Source organism: Lentzea sp. NPDC036949 (assembly GCF_055608075.1).
Genome location: NZ_JBVJRA010000007.1, coordinates 1 through 20,013 on the forward strand (window position 1 = coordinate 1; position 20,013 = coordinate 20,013).

21 protein-coding genes and 2 rRNA genes are annotated in these 20,013 nt (G+C 71.6%); 21 read left to right on the forward strand and 2 right to left on the reverse strand.

The window, feature by feature from the left end; translation table 11 throughout:
• From ACZ7CD_RS20265 to ACZ7CD_RS20340, 16 genes are all read left to right on the forward strand, one after another.
• Positions 1 to 1,027 (forward strand): 23S ribosomal RNA (locus ACZ7CD_RS20265); the annotation flags it as partial.
• A 90-nt stretch (positions 1,028 to 1,117) separates the two neighbouring features.
• Positions 1,118 to 1,234: ribosomal RNA gene (gene rrf / locus ACZ7CD_RS20270) — 5S ribosomal RNA — on the forward strand.
• Positions 1,235 to 1,324: 90 nt separating this feature from the next.
• Positions 1,325 to 3,916, forward strand: a complete 2,592-nt coding sequence (locus tag ACZ7CD_RS20275) for a hypothetical protein (protein WP_470379481.1) — start codon at positions 1,325 to 1,327, stop codon at positions 3,914 to 3,916.
• Complete coding sequence (locus ACZ7CD_RS20280; RefSeq protein ID WP_470379482.1) at positions 3,913 to 4,707, forward strand: HAD-IIA family hydrolase; 795 nt, start codon at positions 3,913 to 3,915, stop codon at positions 4,705 to 4,707. The genes ACZ7CD_RS20275 and ACZ7CD_RS20280 overlap by 4 nt, the downstream gene beginning before the upstream one ends.
• Before the next feature lie 4 nt (positions 4,708 to 4,711).
• Complete coding sequence (locus ACZ7CD_RS20285) at positions 4,712 to 4,879, forward strand: hypothetical protein (protein ID WP_458430908.1); 168 nt, start codon at positions 4,712 to 4,714, stop codon at positions 4,877 to 4,879.
• 6 nt (positions 4,880 to 4,885) lie between these two features.
• Positions 4,886 to 5,680, forward strand: a complete 795-nt coding sequence (locus tag ACZ7CD_RS20290; RefSeq protein ID WP_360392654.1) for a TlyA family RNA methyltransferase — start codon at positions 4,886 to 4,888, stop codon at positions 5,678 to 5,680.
• Positions 5,680 to 6,570 (forward strand): NAD kinase, encoded by an 891-nt coding sequence (locus tag ACZ7CD_RS20295; protein ID WP_360392651.1) that lies wholly within the window; start codon positions 5,680 to 5,682, stop codon positions 6,568 to 6,570. The genes ACZ7CD_RS20290 and ACZ7CD_RS20295 overlap by 1 nt, the downstream gene beginning before the upstream one ends.
• Positions 6,571 to 6,665: 95 nt before the next feature.
• Positions 6,666 to 8,447 carry a DNA repair protein RecN gene (gene recN, locus ACZ7CD_RS20300; RefSeq protein WP_360392648.1) on the forward strand — a complete coding sequence of 594 codons (1,782 nt, stop codon included), beginning with the start codon at positions 6,666 to 6,668 and terminating at the stop codon, positions 8,445 to 8,447.
• A gap of 177 nt (positions 8,448 to 8,624) precedes the next feature.
• Entirely contained in the window at positions 8,625 to 9,221 is a 597-nt protein-coding gene (locus ACZ7CD_RS20305) for a hypothetical protein (protein ID WP_360392645.1), read from the forward strand.
• The gene (locus ACZ7CD_RS20310) at positions 9,214 to 9,804 is read left to right on the forward strand and encodes a hypothetical protein (protein ID WP_360392642.1); all 591 of its coding nucleotides are present in this window, start codon (positions 9,214 to 9,216) and stop codon (positions 9,802 to 9,804) included. Before ACZ7CD_RS20305 ends, ACZ7CD_RS20310 begins: the two co-directional genes overlap by 8 nt.
• Positions 9,797 to 10,351 (forward strand): hypothetical protein, encoded by a 555-nt coding sequence (locus tag ACZ7CD_RS20315; RefSeq protein ID WP_360392639.1) that lies wholly within the window; start codon positions 9,797 to 9,799, stop codon positions 10,349 to 10,351. Before ACZ7CD_RS20310 ends, ACZ7CD_RS20315 begins: the two co-directional genes overlap by 8 nt.
• On the forward strand, positions 10,344 to 10,910 hold the full coding sequence (locus ACZ7CD_RS20320; RefSeq protein ID WP_470379483.1) for a hypothetical protein: 567 nt from the start codon (positions 10,344 to 10,346) through the stop codon (positions 10,908 to 10,910). Before ACZ7CD_RS20315 ends, ACZ7CD_RS20320 begins: the two co-directional genes overlap by 8 nt.
• On the forward strand, positions 10,907 to 11,341 hold the full coding sequence (locus tag ACZ7CD_RS20325; protein ID WP_360392634.1) for a hypothetical protein: 435 nt from the start codon (positions 10,907 to 10,909) through the stop codon (positions 11,339 to 11,341). Before ACZ7CD_RS20320 ends, ACZ7CD_RS20325 begins: the two co-directional genes overlap by 4 nt.
• The gene (locus ACZ7CD_RS20330) at positions 11,338 to 11,778 is read left to right on the forward strand and encodes a hypothetical protein (protein WP_470379484.1); all 441 of its coding nucleotides are present in this window, start codon (positions 11,338 to 11,340) and stop codon (positions 11,776 to 11,778) included. The genes ACZ7CD_RS20325 and ACZ7CD_RS20330 overlap by 4 nt, the downstream gene beginning before the upstream one ends.
• 62 nt (positions 11,779 to 11,840) lie before the next feature.
• The gene (gene steA / locus ACZ7CD_RS20335) at positions 11,841 to 13,025 is read left to right on the forward strand and encodes a putative cytokinetic ring protein SteA (RefSeq protein ID WP_360392628.1); all 1,185 of its coding nucleotides are present in this window, start codon (positions 11,841 to 11,843) and stop codon (positions 13,023 to 13,025) included.
• Positions 13,022 to 13,960, forward strand: a complete 939-nt coding sequence (locus tag ACZ7CD_RS20340) for a copper transporter (protein ID WP_458430915.1) — start codon at positions 13,022 to 13,024, stop codon at positions 13,958 to 13,960. The genes steA and ACZ7CD_RS20340 overlap by 4 nt, the downstream gene beginning before the upstream one ends.
• Here the strand turns inward: ACZ7CD_RS20340 and ACZ7CD_RS20345 are convergent.
• Entirely contained in the window at positions 13,957 to 14,640 is a 684-nt protein-coding gene (locus ACZ7CD_RS20345) for a hypothetical protein (protein ID WP_360392624.1), read from the reverse strand. The two genes, ACZ7CD_RS20340 and ACZ7CD_RS20345, sit on opposite strands and share 4 nt — an antisense overlap.
• A 79-nt stretch (positions 14,641 to 14,719) precedes the next feature.
• On the opposite strand from ACZ7CD_RS20345, the gene ACZ7CD_RS20350 reads away from it, so the two are divergent.
• The 4 genes from ACZ7CD_RS20350 to ACZ7CD_RS20365 all read left to right on the forward strand — a co-directional run bounded on the left by ACZ7CD_RS20350 (position 14,720) and on the right by ACZ7CD_RS20365 (position 18,179).
• Entirely contained in the window at positions 14,720 to 15,340 is a 621-nt protein-coding gene (locus tag ACZ7CD_RS20350) for a class I SAM-dependent methyltransferase (RefSeq protein ID WP_470379485.1), read from the forward strand.
• 135 nt (positions 15,341 to 15,475) lie between these two features.
• Entirely contained in the window at positions 15,476 to 17,158 is a 1,683-nt protein-coding gene (locus ACZ7CD_RS20355) for a CTP synthase (protein WP_458430917.1), read from the forward strand.
• Positions 17,155 to 17,775 carry an NUDIX hydrolase gene (locus ACZ7CD_RS20360; RefSeq protein WP_360392617.1) on the forward strand — a complete coding sequence of 207 codons (621 nt, stop codon included), beginning with the start codon at positions 17,155 to 17,157 and terminating at the stop codon, positions 17,773 to 17,775. The genes ACZ7CD_RS20355 and ACZ7CD_RS20360 overlap by 4 nt, the downstream gene beginning before the upstream one ends.
• Before the next feature lie 8 nt (positions 17,776 to 17,783).
• Complete coding sequence (locus ACZ7CD_RS20365) at positions 17,784 to 18,179, forward strand: DUF2752 domain-containing protein (RefSeq protein WP_360392615.1); 396 nt, start codon at positions 17,784 to 17,786, stop codon at positions 18,177 to 18,179.
• Positions 18,180 to 18,255: 76 nt separating this feature from the next.
• Here the strand turns inward: ACZ7CD_RS20365 and ACZ7CD_RS20370 are convergent, their stop codons facing one another.
• Positions 18,256 to 18,882 carry an NINE protein gene (locus tag ACZ7CD_RS20370; RefSeq protein ID WP_360392612.1) on the reverse strand — a complete coding sequence of 209 codons (627 nt, stop codon included), beginning with the start codon at positions 18,880 to 18,882 and terminating at the stop codon, positions 18,256 to 18,258.
• A gap of 53 nt (positions 18,883 to 18,935) precedes the next feature.
• Between ACZ7CD_RS20370 and ald the strand changes: the two genes are divergently transcribed.
• Complete coding sequence (gene ald / locus ACZ7CD_RS20375) at positions 18,936 to 20,009, forward strand: alanine dehydrogenase (RefSeq protein ID WP_470379486.1); 1,074 nt, start codon at positions 18,936 to 18,938, stop codon at positions 20,007 to 20,009.
• The last annotated feature ends 4 nt before the right edge of the window (positions 20,010 to 20,013 follow it).

Genomic DNA, 20,013 nt, shown 5'->3' on the forward strand with positions numbered 1-20,013 from the left:
GGCGAAGCTGAGAACTTAAGCGCCAGTAAACGGCGGTGGTAACTATAACCATCCTAAGGTAGCGAAATTCCTTGTCGGGTAAGTTCCGACCTGCACGAATGGCGTAACGACTTCTCGACTGTCTCAACCGCAGGCCCGGCGAAATTGCATTACGAGTAAAGATGCTCGTTACGCGCGGCAGGACGGAAAGACCCCGGGACCTTTACTATAGCTTGGTATTGGTGTTCGATTCGGCTTGTGTAGGATAGGTGGGAGACTGTGAAGCGGCCACGCCAGTGGTTGTGGAGTCATCGTTGAAATACCACTCTGGTCGTATTGGATGTCTAACCTCGGTCCGTGATCCGGATCAGGGACAGTGCCTGGTGGGTAGTTTAACTGGGGCGGTTGCCTCCCAAAGAGTAACGGAGGCGCTCAAAGGTTCCCTCAGCCTGGTTGGCAATCAGGTGTCGAGTGCAAGTGCACAAGGGAGCTTGACTGTGAGACTGACGGGTCGAGCAGGGACGAAAGTCGGAACTAGTGATCCGGCCATGGCTTGTGGAAGCGTGGTCGCTCAACGGATAAAAGGTACCCCGGGGATAACAGGCTGATCTTGCCCAAGAGTCCATATCGACGGCATGGTTTGGCACCTCGATGTCGGCTCGTCGCATCCTGGGGCTGGAGTAGGTCCCAAGGGTTGGGCTGTTCGCCCATTAAAGCGGTACGCGAGCTGGGTTTAGAACGTCGTGAGACAGTTCGGTCCCTATCCGCCGCGCGCGTAGGATACTTGAGGAAGGCTGTCCCTAGTACGAGAGGACCGGGACGGACGGACCGCTGGTGTGCCAGTTGTTCTGCCAAGAGCATTGCTGGTTGGCTACGTTCGGAAGGGATAACCGCTGAAGGCATCTAAGCGGGAAGCTCGTTCCAAGATGAGGTATCCCACCCTTTGTGGGTTAAGGCCCCCAGCTAGACCACTGGGTTGATAGGCCAGAGGTGGAAGACCGGTAACGGTTGGAGCTGACTGGTACTAATAGGCCGAGGACTTGTTACGAAGACGCTACGCATCCACTGTGCGGTTCTGGAAGAACAACCAGAACCGATCGCGACCCTTGCGGGGTTGCTGGTTGTAATTTCATAGTGTTTCGGTGGTTATAGCGTTGGGGAAACACCCGGTCCCATTCCGAACCCGGTAGTTAAGCCCTTCTGCGCCGATGGTACTGCACTGGTTACGGTGTGGGAGAGTAGGTCGCCGCCGAACTTACTTCCCTGAAAGGGGCTTGTGATGCGGGGCACAACTAAAGTGCTCGCTCACAAGCCCCTTTCAGCGTGTCTCTAGTAGGAGGATTTGGTGTCAAGGTTCGGGGATCGTCCCGGCGACCGTCAGCGTGGCCAGGGAGACCGACCGCGCCGTTCCGCCGATGGTGGCCACTCAGCAGGCGACCGCAAGTTCAGCAGCAACGACCGCCGCGACGACCGCGGTGGGTACCAGCGTGGTGAGGGCTCCGGCGACCGCAACCAGAGCGGCGACCGTCGAGACAACCGCGCCGGCAGCTCATCCGACCGCGGCGGCTACCGCTCGGACCGCAGCGGCGGCGACCGCCCCGGCTACCGCGGCAAGGACTCGTCCGACCGCGGCGGGTACCGCAAGGAAGGTGCCGGCGACCGCGGTGGTCACCGGTCCAACGACCGCTCTTCCGACCGCGGCGGCTTCCGCAAGGACGGCGACCGTCCGAGCTACCGCAGCAGCGACTCCGGTGACCGCGGCGGCTCTCGTTCCTCTGGCGACCGCCCCGGCTACCGCGGCGGCGACTCGAACGACCGCGGCGGCTACCGCTCGTCCAGCGACCGCGGGTCCCGCACCGGCGACCGTCCGGGTTACCGGGGCAGCGACTCCGGTGACCGGGGTGGGTACCGCGGCAACCGTTCCGACGACCGTCCGGGTTTCCGCAAGGACGGCGAGCGCGGTGGCTACCGCGGCAACGACTCGGGCGACCGCGGTGGTTTCCGCCGCGACGACCGTTCCAGCGACCGCGGCTCACGTCCCGGGTACCGCGGCGACTCGAACGAGCGCGGTGGCTCCCGCTCCTCGGGCGACCGTCCCGGCTACCGCGGCGAGAGCTCCGGCGACCGCGGCGGCTACCGCAAGGAAGGCTCCGGCGAGCGCGGCGGGTTCCGCCGTGACGACCGCTCCGGTGGCGACCGCGGCGGGTTCCGTCGTGATGACCGTTCCAGCGACCGCGGCGGCGACCGTCCGGGTTACCGGGGCAACGACTCCGGCGACCGCGGCGGGTACCGCGGCAACCGCTCCGACGACCGTCCCGCCTTCCGCAAGGACGGCGAGCGCAGCAGCTACCGCAGCAGTGACTCCGGTGACCGCGGCGGATATCGCGGCAACCGTTCCGACGACCGTCCGAGCTTCCGCAAGGATGGCGACCGGGGCGGCTACCGAGGCAACGACTCGGGCGACCGCGGCGGGTACCGCCGTGACGACCGGTCCTCCGACCGCGGTGGTTTCCGCAAGGACGGCGACCGTCCGGGTTACCGCGGCAACGACTCCGGCGACCGCGGCGGGTACCGGGGCAACCGCTCCGACGACCGCGGCAGCGACCGCCGTGACGACCGCGGCGGCTACCGGGGCAACGACTCCGGTGACCGGGGTGGGTACCGGGGCAACCGGTCGGACGACCGTCCGGGCTTCCGCAAGGACGGCGACCGGGGTGGCTACCGCGGGAACCGGTCCGACGACCGCGCTGACCGTGGCGGCCGTGGCGGGTACCACTCGGACGACCGGTCCGAGGCGCCCCAGCGCGACGACCGCCGCGACGAGCGCAGCCGTGAGCGTGCGGCCCGCTTCCAGGAGCGGATCGCCGACCAGGAGCCGACGGCCGAGGCGAACTCCGCCGAGGACGTGACCTCCGATGCCGAGGCCACCCCCGCCCGCGCCGGCTACCGGCTCGGTGACGGTGCGGCCGCCTCGCGCGCCGCTGCCCGCGGCCAGTCCGCCGCCGACGACTCGGTCGCCGACGACGCCGACACCGCTGACACCACGGCGCCCGCCGTCGACGCCGAGAAGGCCGACAGCGACGACACCGCCGCCGAGGACATCGCGGCCGCCGAGCCGGCCGACGCCGAGCCTCGCGACGACAGCACGACCGGCACGCCCGAGAGCACGACCGGCAACAGCGACACCGGCAGCACCGCCGCCGAGCGCGACGACCGGGACGAGGCGCCGAGCGGTCCCCGCGGCGGGCGTCCCGAGCTGCCGGAGGAGGCCGACCTCTCCCTGCTCGACCCGGAGATCAAGGCCGAGCTCCGCAGCCTCCCCAAGGGGCTCGCGGAGATCGTCGGACGGCACCTGGCCGCGGCCGGGCTGCTGATCGACGAGGAGCCCGAGCTGGCGCTGGAGCACGCCCGGTACGCGCGCAGCAAGGCGGCGCGGGTCGGTGTGGTGCGCGAGGCGGCCGGTCTCACCGCGTACTTCGCCGACGAGTGGGCGGAGGCGCTCAGCGAGCTGCGCGCCGCGCGCCGGATGATGGCCGGTCCCGGCCACCTCGCGATCATGGCCGACTGCGAGCGCGCCCTCGGGCGGCCGGAGCGGGCCATCGACCTCGCGAAGGACCCGTCGGCCAAGGAGCTGAGCCAGGAGGACGAGATCGAGCTGCGCATCGTCGCGGCCGGTGCCCGTCGCGACATGGGTCAGTTCGAGGCGGCCGTGGTGGCGTTGCAGGGGCCGGACCTCGACCCCGGCCAGCGCACCCCGTACTCGGCGCGGCTCTTCTACGCTTACGCCGACAACCTGGCCGCGGCCGGCCGCATCGAGGAAGCCGTCAAGTGGTTCCTCAACGCCGCCGAGGCCGACGACGAAGGGGAGACCGACGCCGCCGAGCGCGCGTTCGAGCTGACGCAGGACCCCTCCCCCGAGGAGATCGGACAGCAGTGAGCGAAACGTTGGTGGACCGGTACGACGCGTTGCTGATCGACCTCGACGGCACCGTCTACCGCGGGTCCGAGGCAGTGCCGGGCGCAGCGGAAGCCGTCGCGCAGGCGAGGGCCAAGGGCGTCGGGATCCGGTACGTCACCAACAACGCCTCCCGCTCACCGCAGGCGGTGGCCGACCACCTCGTCGAGCTCGGGTTCGACACGAGCATCGACGAGGTGAGCACGTCGGCCCAGGCGGGCGCGGCCATGCTGGCCGAACGCCTGCCCGCGCGGACGAACGTGCTCGTGCTCGGCACCGAGGCCCTCCAGGCCGAGGTGCTGAAGCGCGGGCTCACCCCCGTGGACACCGCGGAGCACGCCACCGCGGTGCTGCAGGGCCTCAGCACGGACCTCGGCTGGCGTGAGCTGGCCGAGGCCGCCGTGGCCATCCGCGGCGGCGCGCTGTGGGTGGCCTGCAACGTCGACGTGACGCTGCCCACCGAACGCGGCCTGCTGCCCGGCAACGGCAGCCTCGTCGCGGCGCTCAAGGCCGCCACCGACGCCGAGCCGCTCGTGGCCGGCAAGCCCGCCACCCCGCTGCTGCAGCAGGCGGCGAAGGGCCTGGGTGCCCACCGGCCGCTGGTCATCGGCGACCGGCTCGACACCGACATCCTGGGCGCGGTGAACGCGGGCATGGACTCGCTGCTCGTGCTCACGGGCGTGTCGACGGAGCAGGAGGCGCAAGCGCTTCCGGAAGACCAGCGCCCCACGTATGTCGGCGCGGACCTGTCGGTCTTGCATCGGCTACCGTAGGGGCGTGAGCTACCCCCTGCCCGGACCGCCGCCCAACCCGGCCGACGCCATCAACGGCGCGCTGGAGCGGCTCGACGGGCTCGAGACGGTGCCGCTGGCCGAGCACGTGGCGAGGTTCGACGCCGTGCACGCCACGCTCACCGAAGCACTGTCGAGCATCGACAAGGTGTGATGCACAGTGCCACGCAGGGTGCGGCTCGACGCCGAACTCGTGCGCAGGGGGCTCGCCCGGTCCCGTGAGCACGCCAGCCAGCTCGTCGCCGACGGGCGTGTGACGGTGCGCGGCACCGTCGCCACCAAACCGGCGACCGCGGTGGAGACCTCCGACGCGGTGGTCGTCAGAGACCTCGGCAACGACCCGAACTGGGCGTCCCGGGGCGCGCACAAGCTGATCGGCGCGCTCGAGGGCTTCAAGATCGACCCGACGGGCAAGCGGTGCCTGGACGCGGGCGCATCCACTGGCGGTTTCACCGACGTGCTGCTGCGCGGCGGTGCGCGGCAGGTCGTCGCGGCCGACGTCGGCAGGGGTCTGCTCGACTGGAAGCTGCAGACCGACGACCGGGTCGTGGTCAAGGACAAGACCAACGTCCGCACCCTCACGCCCGAGGACATCGGCGGCCGGGTTGAACTCGTGGTGGCCGATCTCTCGTTCATCTCGTTGAGGCTTGTGCTCCCCGCACTGGCCGCGTGCCTCGACGAGGAAGGCGACCTGCTGCCGATGGTCAAACCGCAGTTCGAGGTCGGCAAGGAACGCCTCGGCTCCGGTGGCGTCGTGCGCGACCCCGCGCTGCGTGCCGCGGCCGTGCTCGACGTGACCAGTGCGGCGGCCGGGCTCGGACTGGCCGTGCACGGGGTCGTCGCGAGCCCGCTGCCCGGCCCGTCCGGCAACGTCGAGTACTTCCTCTGGCTGCGCAGGGGCGACCCGGTCGACCCCGCGGAGATGGTGCGCACCGCCGTCGAAGAAGGGCCCTGATGAGGGAAGTCCTGCTGGTCGTCCACACCGGTCACCAGAGCAACATCGATCTCGCCCGTCAGGTCGCGGGCCGGCTCGCCGTCGGCGGCGTCACGACCAGGGTGCTCGACGACGAGGCCCGCGACCTCGGGCCGTCGTGCTGCACCAAGGTCGTGCCCGCGGACGACCACGCCGCCGAGGGCACCGAGCTCGTGCTGGTGCTGGGCGGTGACGGCACGCTGCTGCGCGGCGCCGAGCTCGCCCGGCCCGCCGGGGTGCCGGTGCTGGGCGTCAACCTGGGCCGCGTCGGGTTCCTCGCCGAAGCCGACTCGGACGCGCTGCACGAGGCCATCGGCCACGTCCTCGAACGCGACTACTTCGTGGAAGAGCGCATGACGCTCGACCTGGTCGCCACCGTCGGCGGCGAGGTCGTCGTGAAGACGTGGGCGCTCAACGAGATCAGCGTCGAGAAGCTCATCCGCGAACGCATCCTGGAGGTCGTCGTCGAGGTCGACGGCCGGCCGGTGTCGGCGTTCGGCTGCGACGGCGTGCTCTGCGCGACGCCGACCGGGTCGACCGCCTACGCGTTCTCCGCGGGCGGGCCGGTCGTGTGGCCGGACGTGCAGGCGATCCTGGTGGTGCCGAGCAACGCGCACGCGCTGTTCGCACGGCCGCTGGTCGTCTCGCCGAAGTCGCACGTGGCGTTCGAGATCGAGGCCACCGGGCACCCGGCGGCGTTGTCCGCCGACGGGCGGCGCACGTTCGAGCTGCCCGCCGGCGCCCGGATCGAGGTCGTGGAGGGCGAGGTGCCGCTCAAGGTCGTGCGGCTGCGCCACGCCCCGTTCACCGACCGGCTGGTGGAGAAGTTCAACCTGCCGGTCAAGGGGTGGCGGGGACCATCGGCAGGTTGACCGCGCCGCTCGGTGCGCCGGCACCGGCTCGTCATGGTGCCCCCAGAGGTACGCCCCACCCCGAACTGTCGGACCCGACAAGTAAGGTTCGCCCTGTGCTGGCCGAGATGCGCATCAATGGCCTTGGCGTGATTGAAGAGGCCACCCTCGAGCTCGACCCCGGATTCACCGTCGTCACCGGTGAGACGGGTGCTGGCAAGACCATGGTCGTGACCGGGTTGCACCTGCTCGGCGGAGGCCGTGCGGAGGCGTCCCGGGTTCGCACCGGGTCCGACAAAGCCGTGGTGGAGGGCCGTTTCCAGGCCCCGGCGGGCAGCCCGGCGGCCAAGGTCGCCGAGGAGGTCGGCGGCGAGGCGGACGAGGACGGCTCGCTGATCGCCATCCGCACCGTGGGTGCGGACGGTCGTTCGCGCGCACACGTCGGTGGCCGGTCCGTGCCCGTCGGCGTGCTGTCCGAGCTGGCGGAGCAGCTGATCGCCGTGCACGGCCAGAACGACCAGCTGCGGCTCATGCGCCCGACCGAGCAGCGCGGTGTGCTGGACCGCTTCGCGGGCGACGACGTGGCCGAGCCGTTGCGCGAGTACCGGCGCATCCGCGACGAGTGGCTGAAGGTCGCCTCCGAGCTGCGCGAACGCACCGAACGCTCCCGTGAGCTGGCCCGCGAGGCCGACCTGCTGCGGCACGGCCTGACCGAGATCGACGCGGTCGACCCCAAGCCGGGCGAGGAGCAGGAGCTGCACGACGAGGCCCGCCGCCTGGCCGACGCCGACCAGCTGCGCGAGGCCGCGTCCGGTGCCCAGTTCGCGGTGTCCGGATCGCTGGAGGGCGACCCGGACAACCCCGGTGCGCTCGGCCTGATCTCCGAGGCCGCCCGCCGCCTGTCCACGTCGGACGACCCGCGGCTGCGCGAGATGGAACCGCGGCTGGTGGAGGCGGCGACGCTGCTCGCCGACGTCGGCGCGGAGATCTCCGGCTACCTCGACCACCTCGACGCCGACCCAGGCCGCCTGGAGCAGGTGCTGCAGCGCCAGGCCGAGCTGAAGGCGCTGACCCGCAAGTACGCCGCCGACGTCGACGGCGTGATCGCCTGGGCCGCCGATGCCCGCTCGCGCCTGAACGGCCTCGACACCTCCGAGGACGCGCTGGCCGGGCTGGCCAAGCGCCGCGACGAGCTGGCGGCGGAGCTCGGCGTGCTCGCCGCCCAGGTCACCGCCGCCCGCACCGAGGCCGCGCTGGAGCTGGGCAAGGCCGTCACCGAGGAGCTCGACGGCCTCGCCATGCCGCACGCCTCGGTCGAGCTCGCGGTCCGCCCCCGCCACGCCGAGTCCGGCGACCCGCAGGCACTGCCCGTGGGCCGCTCGATCCTGCACGCCGGCTCCTCGGGCGTCGACGAGGTCGAGCTGCGCCTGATCTCGCACCCCGGTGCCCCCGCACTGCCCGTGCACAAGGGCGCCTCCGGCGGTGAGCTGTCCCGCGTGATGCTGGCCCTCGAGGTCGTGCTGTCGCACTCCGACCCGGTCCCGACCCTCGTCTTCGACGAGGTCGACGCGGGCGTCGGCGGCCGTGCGGCCGTCGAGGTGGGCCGCCGCCTCGCCCGCCTGGCCCGTTCGCACCAGGTCATCGTCGTCACCCACCTCCCGCAGGTGGCCGCGTTCGCCGACCGCCACCTCGTCGTGGACAAGTCGGCCGACGGCCGCTTCACCCGCTCCGCGGTCCGCAGGCTCGACGAGACGCAGCGGGTGGTGGAGCTGGCGCGCATGCTCGCGGGCATGGACTCGACCGACACCGGCCGCGCCCACGCGGAAGAGCTGCTGGCGGCGGCGAACGCCGACAAGTCGGCGGCTCCGGTGGTGCGGAGGCGGAAGAAGAAGTCCTGAGCCGGCGCGGGCCGGGGCACCGCGGGCTCGGTGGGGACGCGGTCGCGCGGGTCCGGCGGGTGGGCCGCGCGGGTGCCGAACCGCGCTGAACCCCCGCTGGTTGGGCATGATGGTGAGAACGTGACCGATGCCCGGTCAGCGGACGCACACGGTGGTGCGGTGGAAGGTGGACCGGATGTGACCACGCGCCGGGTGTTCGGGGCGGTGCTGGTGCTCGTGGCCGCGGGGCTGGCGGTGGCCGCCACGTTCCTGGTCGGGTATTCGGTGGAGACGGAGTTCGCGAACCGCACGTTGCGGTTCGAGGCGACGACGTGGGGGATCGAGCACGACGACTTCCGCGGGTCGCTGATGCTGGCGCCGATCGACTACGGGTGGCCGGCGCTCGCGGCGGCCGTGGTGATGGCGTTGTCTGCGGTGCTGTCGTTCCGGCAGCCGGTGGCGCGGCTCGGGTCGTTGCTCGGAGCCGGGGCGCTGGTGGGGCTGGCCTGGCTGGCGCTCAACCAGGTGCAGCAGGTCGTGCGGCGGCTGGCGGAGCTGACCGTGCCCGTGCCGCTGGACGTGGTGCGGGGCAACGGGATCACGGTGCTGCTCGTTGCCGCGGGGGTGGGGGTCGTGGCGGCTTTGCTGCACCAGGAGCTGCCGTGGCACCGGGCGGAGCGGCCCGCGGACGGTGTGGTGATCCACCAGGTCGAGGGCGACGACGAGGACACACCGCCCTACGGGTTCCCGGTGGTGGTGGAGACGAAGAGCGAGCAGGAGCAGCGACGTGACTGACCGGGGGAGGCCGGCCGCTCTGCTGCTGGTCCTGTGCGGGGTGCTGGTGGGGGTCGGCAACCAGCTGCCCATGTACACGGCGATGCACACGTCGCCGGTCGACTCGTTCGCGTTCAGCGGCTCGCTGTGGGAGGGCTCGGTACCGCTGCCGGACGGCCACGAGATCAGCCCGCTGCTGAACGTCGGCGCACCGGTGTTGTTCACCGCCGCGCTCACGGTGGTGGCCGGGCTGCTCGCCCTCCGCCGGGGCCGGGGCGTCCAGCCCGCCCGCGTCGTCGCGCTCGCCGCGGCGGCCGCGTTCCTCGGGGTCGTGGTGGCCTACGGGGTCGGGGTGCTGCGCGAGGAGGAGATGAACAACGCCTTCGAGGCCGCCACCGGGTTCGCCTACCACTTCGACTCCGGCTTCCACCTGCTGGTGCTGGCGGCGGCGGCCGGTCTGGTGGGCGCGGTGCTCGCCCAGAGGCCGCGGCCGCGCACGGAGCCGCCGGCGGACGACGCGGTGGTGGTGCACCAGTTCACCGACGACGACACGCCGCCGTTCGGGATCGCCTTCCCCACCACCGGGGAGGCGCGCGGTGACTGACCGCCGGATCGCCGCCGGGGTCGTGGTGCTGGGCGGGGTGCTCACCGGCGCCGCCTGCTTCCTCGACGTGCTCGGCCACCGGTTCGTGGGCGAGGGGCGCACCTTCACCCAGGTCGTCTCGCTGTGGGAGCGGAGGACCGACGCGCCGGGCTACCCGGTGTTCGACATCGCGGCGGACCCCGGATGGCCCGTCGTGGCCGCCGCCGCGGTGATGGTGGTGGCCGCGCTGGGCACGCTCGCCGGTGCGAAGGTCGCCGGGGCGGCGCGCCTCGCGACCCTGGCCGGTGCCGGAGCGCTCGCCGGCGTGCTGCTGCTGTTCGTCGTCGAGACGCTGCACCAGCTGCAGGTCGCGAACGCGTTCGAGGCGAGCTCCGACTACCGGTACGCGCAGACCGCCCTGCCCGGCTTCTACCTGCTGGTCGCGGGAACGCTCGCCGGGCTGGCCGGCGCGGTGCTCGCGCAACGGCCGCACGCGGCAGAGCCGGTCGCGGACGACGCGACACCGCCCTTCGGCATCGCCCTGCCAGTGGAGCGCCGGGGTGACTGACCGCCGGAGGACCGCCGCGCTGCTCGTGGTGCTGGGCGGGGCACTGGCCGGAGCCGGTGCCACCAGGGACGTGTTCGTCGAGACGGAGGTCTCGCAGCAGATCGTCATCACGTCCACCACCTCGTTGTGGGGCACGCGGTCGAGTGCGCCCTCGCCGCTCCCGGACGGCGGCGTGTTCTCCGAGGGCCTGCCGATCGTGGTCGCCGCGGTGCTCATGGTGGTGGCGGTGGTGTGCACGCTGCGGGAGGGCAGGACCGCCGCCGTGGCACGGCCGGCGGTGCTGGTCGCGGCCGGGGTGTTCGCCGGGCTCGTGCTGACGTTCGCGGTCGGCGTGCTGCGCCGCGCGGAACTGGCGAACGCCCTCATCGCCTCGTCGCCCTGGCACTACGAACAGCACCTCCTGCCCGGTTTCCCGCTGCTGGTGGCGGCGGCGGTGGCAGGCCTGGCCGGTGCGGTGCTGGCCCAGCGCCCGGCGCCGGAACCGGAACCGGAACCGCTGGGGGCGGACGACGACACACCGCCGTTCGGGATCGCGGTCGGACAACAGGAGGCTCGGTGATCGGACGACCGACGGCGATCGCGTTGATCGCGGTGGGGGTGGTGCTGACGGCGGGAGCGCTGGTGCTGCCGTGGTACTCGACCACCTACGCCGGTGGCGTCGAGGTGGTGGTGCGGGCCTGGGGCACGGAGGTCGTGAACAAGCCGGGCGACTGGCCGGCCGGTGACCTCTCGCCCTGGTACGGCATCCCGGTCGCCGCCACGGTGGCGCTGCTCGTCGCCGGGGTGAAGGTGCGCTGGGCGGCGCTCGCGGGCGCGCTCGGCCAGGCCGGAGCGGTCGCGGTCGTGGTGGCGCTGGTCGTCTCGGAACGCGGGCACGCCGGGGACCAGCAGGGCGACTTCGCGCTCGGCTACGGGCTGCTGTTCCTGGCCGTCGGCACGGTCGTGGCGCTCGTCGGTGCCGTTGCGGCACAACGGGAGGCGGTGGCGTGAGGAAGATCCTCAAGATCGGGCTCGTCGTGCTCGCGGCGGCGATGGCGGTCGTCGCGACGTTCCTGCCGCTGTCGGAGCTGCGGATCCGGCTCGCACCCGACCAGCCGCAGACCGAGTTCGTCACGACCGGCTGGCGCACGCAGTTCGGTGAGGTGACCGACCCGCACGGGCCGCTGTTCGGCATCCCCGTCGCCGCCGCGGCGCTGGTGCTCCTCGCCGGTGTCTTCCTGCGGAGGTTCGCGTTCGCAGGGGCGGCCGCGCTCGCCGGAACCACAGGAATGTTGTTCGTGTATTTGGTGAACGCCATCAGCTTTCACAAAACGGGCAACATCACCATCGACCCCGGTCTGGAAGCGGGCTTCGGAACGGGCACCTGGGTGCTGCTGGCCGCCGTTGTCGTCGCGTTTGGGGCCGTAGCGGTTCACCCCGACGACTGAGCGGCGGGAAAGGCCCGGCGTGCCTCACCTGTCCCGTGCGCAACGTGAGTCACTATCGGCTCATGAAGCTTTCCGGGTTGCTGAACCGCACCAACCACCAACTTCCCGGTGTCACCGGCGTCGCGCGGGTGGATCGGCGCGTGAGCGACCTGGTGCGGCGGGTCAGCCCCGGGGACGTGGCCGTGTTCGACCTGGTCGACCTCGACCGGCGCACCGCGGAGGCCCTCGTCGCCGCGGAGGTGGTGGGCGTCGTGAACGCATCGCCGTCCATTTCCGGGCGCTTTCCCAACCTGGGCCCGGAACTGCTGATCGAGGCGGGCATTCCGCTCATCGACAACGTCGGCGCGACCGCCCTGCGCGAGATCAGGGAAGGCACGAAGATCCGCCTGCACGAAGGGGTCGTGTACGCGGGTGAACGCGAGCTCGCGACGGGGATCGAGCAGAACGCGGAAAGCATCGCCGACGCCATGATCGAGGCGAAGGCCGGCATGTCGGCACAGCTGGAGGCGTTCTCCGCCAACACCATCGAGTTCCTGCGCCGGGAACGCGCGCTCGTCCTCGACGGCGTCGGCGTGCCCGAGGTGTACGTCCCGATGCGCGACCGGCAGGTGCTCGTCGTCGCCGGCGGCCCCTCGCACGCCGAGGAGCTGCGCAAGCTCAAGAAGTACATCCGCGAGTACCGGCCGGTGCTGATCGGGGTCGACACCGGCGCGGACACGCTGCACGACGCGGGCCTCGCACCGGACATCGTCGTCGGCGACCCCGACGGCATCGGCACCGCGTCGCTGCGCGCGGCCACCGAGGTGGTCGTGCCGGCGCAGACCGACGGCCACGCGCCCGGCCTGCAACGCATCCAGGACCTCGGCATCGGCGCGGTGACCTTCCCCGCGTCCGGCAACGCCGAGGACCTCGCCCTGCTGCTGGCCGAGGCGCACGGCGCGTCCCTCGTCGTGACGGTGGGGCTGCGCGCGACGCTGCGCGAGTTCCTCGACCGCGGGCACTCCGGGTCCAACCCCTCCACGTTCCTCACCCGGCTGAAGCTCGGCAGCAAGCTCGTCGACGGGGAGGCCGTCGCGACCCTGCACCGCAGCCGGGTGTCGTTGGGCGTGATCACCCTGCTGGTGGCCGCCGCGATCGCCGCCATGGCCGCGGCGCTGGCGGTCTCCGGCGTCGGTCACGTCTACGTCGACATCGTGGTCGACGGCTGGCACTCCGTCGTCAACTGGTTCAAGGGGTTCTTCTCGTGATCACGCTGCGCTACCACATAGTTTCGATCACCGCCGTGTTCCTCGCGCTGGCGGTGGGCGTCGTGCTGGGGTCCACCGCGATCAGCGGCAGACTGCTGTCCGGGCTGAGCGACGAGAAGAACTCGTTGGCACAGCAGGTGAACGACCTGCAGAACGACCGCAACGCGGTGAACGCCAAGCTGACCGACGCCGACGAGTTCGCCGCGTCGGTCGGGCCACTCGCGGTGAAGGACCGGCTGACCGACCGCACGGTCGTGCTGGTGACCACCTCGGACGCCCGCCCCTCCGACCGCGACGCGCTGAGCGGGCTGCTGAAGTCCGCCGGTGCCACCGTCACCGGTGAGGTCCAGCTGACCGACGCGTTCGCCGACCCGTCCCGCGCCGACCAGCTCCGCGAGCTCGTCGCCCGCCTGCAACCCGCCGGCTCGCAGCTGCCGACCGCCGGCGACCCCGGCACCCGCGCCGGTGGCCTGTTCGGCGCGTTGCTGCTGCTCAACCCCACCGGCAACCAGCCGCAGGCGACCCCGGACGAGGCCGCGGCGGCGCTCGCCGGGCTCTCCAACGCGGGCTTCGTGAAGGCCACCTCCAGCGTGAAGCCCGCACAGCTCGCCGTCGTGCTGACCGGCGGTGCGGCGCTCGGCGACTCGGCAGCGGACCGGGCCTCCACGATCGCGCGGTTCGCCACCCAGCTCGACCGCTCCGGAGCGGGCGTCGTCCTGGCCGGTGCGAACGGGTCCGCCAACGGCACCGGCGCCCTCGGCGTGGTGCGCGCGGACACCAACGCCACGTCCGTCCTGTCCACCGTCGACAACTCGGACACCTCGGCCGGCCGGGTCGTCGTCGTGCTGGCGCTGCACGAACAGCTCGAAGGCCGCGCGGGCCGCTACGGGGTGGCGGGCAACGCCGAGGCGTCCTCGCCGGGAAACGCGAGCTAGTACTCGGTCGTCCAGTCGCCCGGCAGCACCGCGAGCAGCTCGTCCAGCGCGCGGGGCGTGCGGGCACGCGCCCACAGCCACTGCCGGTCGTCCTCGCGGATGAGCACGTCGTCGGTGCCGAACCACCGGGTGTTCGGGCTGTGCAACGGCAACAGCTCGAACTCGCGCTCCAGCAGGGAGGTGTCCGCCTCGGACATCTCCCTGTCGGCCGTCTGGGCGCCGTCGCGGAACAACGCCTCCGACAGCACCAGCTCCACGCACGCGTGCGACAGCCGCGGCAGCCAGGGGTCCCAGGTCTCCTCGGACTTGTCGACCAGGTCCAGCTTGATCAGCACCGCCGGGTCCTCGTCCCGCGCGGTCGTGCCCCAGGCCGCCACCCACTGGTTCTCGTCGCGGAACACCAGCACGTCGCCCTCCATGCGCAGCTCCGCGGGCAGCAGCAGCCGGTCCTGGTTGCTGGTCAGGTCGGGGCGCTTGCCGAACAACGCGTAGGCCTCGCGCAACGCCGCCGGTATCCGCACGCCCAGCCGGGCCTCCGCGGCGTCGAGGTCCGCGTTGCTCCAGCCGTCCTGCGCCTCGATCGGCTCGGCCCACCAGGCCGCGAACCCTTCGATGAACCGCCAGGCGGCCGCGCGGTTCCGCACCGCCCTGGCCGCCGCTCCCACCACGTCGAAGGTCACGGCACCACGATTCCCGATCGCGCGGCCCGTCGCCGGTGGTTCGGGAAATCCCGCACCGCGAAGGGCTGCGGTTTCCGCCGTGACCGCAACCGGTGCCGCCTACGACGCCGTCGCGCCGCTCTACGCCGAGCTGTTCCGCGACGTGCTCGACACCCTCCCGCTGGAACGCGCGCTGCTGGCCGCGTTCGCCGAGCTCGTGCTCGCCCACGACGGCGGCCCGGTCGCCGACGTCGGCTGCGGGCCCGGTCACGTGACGGCGCACCTGCGGGCGCTCGGGCCGGAGGTGTTCGGCATCGACCCGTCGGCGGAGATGGTCGCCCTGGCCCGCGCGGCCCAGCCGCACCTGCGGTTCGAGCAGGGGGCGATGCCGGCGCTGGAGGTCGCCGACGGCGCGCTCGGCGGGGTGCTGGCGCTGTTCTCGACGATCCACCTGCCGCCACCGCAACTCCCGGTTGCCATCGCGGACCTCCATCGGGTGCTTTCACCGGGCGGTGTGCTGCTGCTCGGGTACCTCGCCGGTGACGATCCGCTGCCGCGAGAGGTCGACCACAGGGTCGCCCCGGCGTGGGAGTGGGTCCCCGCCGCGATGGCGGAGCTGCTGGGGCAGACCGGGTTCGCCGAGGTCGGACGGCTGGAGCGGGCACCGCACGACGGCGAGCGGTTCCGGTCCGGTTTCCTGCTCGCACGCAGGCAGGGATGAAGCCGGTCCACGCGCTGCGCCGATCGGGTGATGTGATCTGCCGGGTCGTGGTGCGCTGAGTGACCGGCGGCGTGTTAGCGTTATGGCCCGTGGATAGGGGGATTCACCCCCACGATTTTCACGGGAGCCCCGTTGGTGCAGCAGGCACGTACGACCAAGCACGTCTTCGTCACAGGAGGCGTCGCCTCCTCGCTGGGCAAGGGGCTCACAGCCTCCAGCCTCGGCCAGTTGCTCACCTCGCGCGGCCTGCGGGTAACGATGCAGAAGCTCGACCCGTACCTCAACGTGGACCCCGGCACGATGAACCCGTTCCAGCACGGCGAGGTCTTCGTGACCGACGACGGTGCCGAGACGGACCTCGACATCGGCCACTACGAGCGGTTCCTCGCGCGCGACCTGAGCGGTGACGCGAACGTCACGACCGGCCAGGTCTACTCCGAGGTGATCGCCAAGGAGCGGCGCGGCGAGTACCTGGGCGACACGGTCCAGGTGATCCCGCACATCACCGACGAGATCAAGCGCCGCATCCGCGCGATGGCCGAGCCGGACGCCGACGGCGTCACGCCCGACGTGGTCATCACCGAGGTCGGCGGCACGGTCGGCGACATCGAGTCGCTGCCGTTCCTGGAGGCGTGCCGCCAGGTCCGCCACGACGTCGGCCGCGACAACGTCTTCTTCCTGCACGTCAGCCTGGTGCCGTACCTGGCGCCGTCCGGCGAGCTGAAGACCAAGCCGACCCAGCACTCCGTCGCGGCGCTGCGCAACATCGGCATCCAGCCCGACGCGATCGTGTGCCGCGCGGACCGGGAGATCCCGGACTCGCTCAAGCGCAAGATCGGCCTGATGTGCGACGTCGACACCGACGCCGTCGTGGCCGCCGTGGACGCGCCGTCGATCTACGACATCCCGAAGGTGCTGCACGCCGAGGGCCTCGACGCCTACGTCGTGCGCCGCCTCGACCTGCCGTTCCGCGACGTCGACTGGACGGTGTGGGGCGACCTGCTGGAGCGCGTGCACAACCCGGCGGAGACGGTGAAGATCGCGCTCGTCGGCAAGTACGTCGACCTGCCCGACGCCTACCTGTCGGTCACCGAGGCGCTGCGCGCCGGCGGGTTCGCCCACCACGCCAAGGTCGAGATCAAGTGGGTGCCGTCGGACGAGTGCCAGACGCCCGAGGGCGCGGCGCGCGCGTTGTCCGGCATGGACGCGGTGCTGATCCCCGGCGGGTTCGGCGTGCGCGGCATCGAGGGCAAGATCGGCGCACTGAAGCACACCCGCACCCGCGGTGTGCCGACGCTGGGCCTGTGCCTGGGCCTGCAGTGCATGGTCATCGAGGCCGCGCGGAACCTCGCGGGCATCGAGGACGCGATCTCGTCGGAGTTCGACGAGGGCGGCTCGCCGGTCATCTCCACGATGGCCGACCAGGAGGACGTCGTCTCCGGCCAGCGGGACATGGGCGGCACGATGCGGCTCGGCGCGTACGTCGCGAAGCTGACGCCGGGCTCGGTGGTCGCGAACGCCTACGGCACGACCGAGGTGTCCGAACGGCACCGGCACCGCTACGAGGTGAACAACGCCTACCGCGACAAGCTCGCCGACGCCGGCCTGGTCTTCTCCGGCACCTCGCCGGACGGCCGCCTCGTCGAGTTCGTCGAGCTGCCCGCCGACGTGCACCCGTTCTACGCGGCCACGCAGGCGCACCCCGAGCTCAAGTCCCGTCCCACGAAGCCGCACCCGCTGTTCGCGGCGTTCGTGAAGGCCGCGATCGACTACCGGGTGGCTGACCGCCTCCCCCTGACCGCGGGAGCCGCGAAGTGACCACTCGGCACGACTTCCGCACCGTCGCCAGCGAGGACCTGCACGTCGGGAAGATCCTGGCGCTGCGCGTCGACGAGGTCGAGATGCCCGGCGGCGGCACGGCCAAGCGCGAGATCGTCGAGCACACCGGTGCCGTCGCGGTCGTCGCGGTCTCCGACTCCGGCGAGGTCACGCTGGTCCACCAGTACCGGCACGCCCTCGGCCGACACCTGTGGGAGCTGCCGGCGGGCCTGCTCGACCACGACGGCGAACCGCCCGTGACCGGTGCGCGCCGCGAGCTGGTCGAGGAGGTCGGCCTGGACGCCACCGAGTGGCACGTCCTGGTCGACGTGGCCGCCTCGCCCGGTTTCACCGACGAGGTCGTGCGGGTGTTCCTCGCCCGCGGCCTGACCTCGGTGGACCGCGACGTGCAGGGCGAGGAGGAGGCGGACCTGGAGGTCCACCGCTTCCCGCTCGCCGAGGCGGTGCGGATGGTGCTCTCCGGTGAGATCGTAAACGCCTCGTCGGTCGCCGGTCTGCTCGCCGCCCGCGAGGTGCTGGAGGGCCGCGCGGAGCCGCGTCCCGCCGACGCCCCGTTCCAGGACAAGCCCACCCGGTTCGCGGCGCGCGGGAAGTAGGTTCTCCCGTGAAGACGCTGAGGGGCGCCCTGCGGAGGTTGCGGGCGCCCCTCAGCGTGCTCGCGGTGGGGGGCGCGGGTGCCGTGGTGCTGCTGTTCGTCGACCCGAACCAGCCCGGCAACTTGCTGCCCAAGTGCCCGTTCAACTGGCTCACGGGCCTCAACTGCCCCGGTTGCGGCATCACGCGCATGGCACACGCACTGCTGCACGGCGACGTCGTGGCGGCGTGGCACTTCAACGCGGCCATGCTCGTCGTCGGCGTGCCGTTCGCCGTGTGGCTGTTCGCGCGGTGGATCCGGGCGTCGTGGACGGGCCAGCCCCGGCAGATCCCGAAACGGGTGCCGGGCCTGGTGATCGCGTTCGCGCTCGTGTGGGGCATCGGCCGCAACCTGGCCGGCATCTGACCCCTGCTGTTCAGGCGTCTGCAAGTACTACCGACTGGCAGTTGGTGGTACTTGCAGACGCCATGAAAGCCAGGAGTCAGCCGCGGAGGGGGCGGCCTTCGGAGTCCGTGCCGCCGTTGACCAGGATGATGATGCCGTCGACCAGCGCCCAGATGCCGCAGCCACCGCAGGTCAGCAGCTGCGCGACCGCGATGCCCGTGTCACCCATGTAGAAGCGGCCGACGCCGAACTGGCCGAGGAACAGCTGCAGCACGCCCGCGGCGACCTTCGACTTGTCCGAGTACGGGATGCCGCTGACCGGGTCGTAGCCGTAGGGCGCGCCGGGGTAGCCCATGCCGGGAGGCGGCGGCGTGGCGTACTGCGGCTGCGCGTACTGCTGCGGCTGCGGGCCCGTGTACTGCTGCGGGTGGGGCCCGGTGTACTGCTGCTGCGGCGGGGCGTACGGCTGCGTGGGCATGGGCGGCGGAACGGCGGCGAACGGCACCGACGGCGGCGCGAGGAACGGCGGGTGCGGCTGCGGGAGGTCGCGGAACAGCTCCGCGAGCTCGGCGTAGGACTGCGCGTTCGACGCGCGGTTGACCCGGTCCTGGTACTCGGAGATGTCGAGCCGCGCTTGCGCGAAGTGGTCGTTGAGCGCGGTGATCGCCTCTTCGCGCTGTTGGTTGCCGATGCGCTGCTGCTCTGGCCCGAAAGGTTCTGACACGCCTGCGCACGTTATCCGATGCAGGAGGCCGAGTTGCGGAATACGCTGCGACGATGTTGGTCGGTGTCCCAAAGGAGATCAAGAACCACGAGTACCGCGTCGCCATCACGCCCGCCGGTGTGGTCGAGCTGGTCCGCCGCGGGCACGAGGTCGTGGTCGAGCACGAGGCCGGTGCCGGGTCGTCGTTCCCCGACGACGAGTACACGGCCGCGGGAGCGCGGATCGCCGCGACCGCGGACGAGGTGTGGGCGGCGGCCGAGCTGGTGCTGAAGGTCAAGGAACCGATCGAGCCCGAGTTCCACCGCATGCGCCGCGACCAGGTGCTCTTCACCTACCTGCACCTCGCGGCCGCGCCGGGGTGCACGCGGGCCATCGCGGACGCCGGCGTCACGGCCATCGCCTACGAGACCGTGCAGCTGCCCGACGGGTCGCTGCCGTTGCTGGCGCCGATGAGCGAGATCGCCGGGCGGATGGCCGCCCAGGTCGGCGCACACTGCCTGGAACGCGCGCAGGGCGGCCGCGGTGTGCTGCTCGGCGGCGCACCCGGTGTCGCGGCGGGCAAGGTCGCGGTGATCGGCGCGGGCGTGGCCGGCATGAACGCGGCGACGATGGCGGTCGGCATGCAGGCCGAGGTCGTCGTGCTCGACACCAACGTCAACCGGTTGCGGCAGATCGACTTCACCTACCGCGGGCACCTGCAGACCATCGCGTCCAACGCCTACGAGGTCGAGAAGGCGTGCCGCTGGGCGGACCTCGTGATCGGCGCGGTGCTCGTGCCCGGTGCCCGCGCGCCGAAGCTCGTCGGCAACGACCTGGTGTCGCGGATGCGGCCTGGGAGCGTGCTGGTGGACATCGCGATCGACCAGGGCGGCTGTTTCGAGGACTCGCGGCCGACGACGCACGACGACCCCACCTACCGTGTGCACGACTCGGTGTTCTACTGCGTCGCGAACATGCCCGGTGCCGTGCCGAACACGTCGACCTACGCGTTGACGAACGTGACACTGCCATACGTCCTCGCGTTGGCGGACAAGGGTTTCGACCGCGCTGTCGCAGAAGACCCGGCGCTGGCCAAGGGCGTCAACGCGCGTGGAGGAGAGATCGTGCTGGAAGGACTGGCGTGGTAGCAGA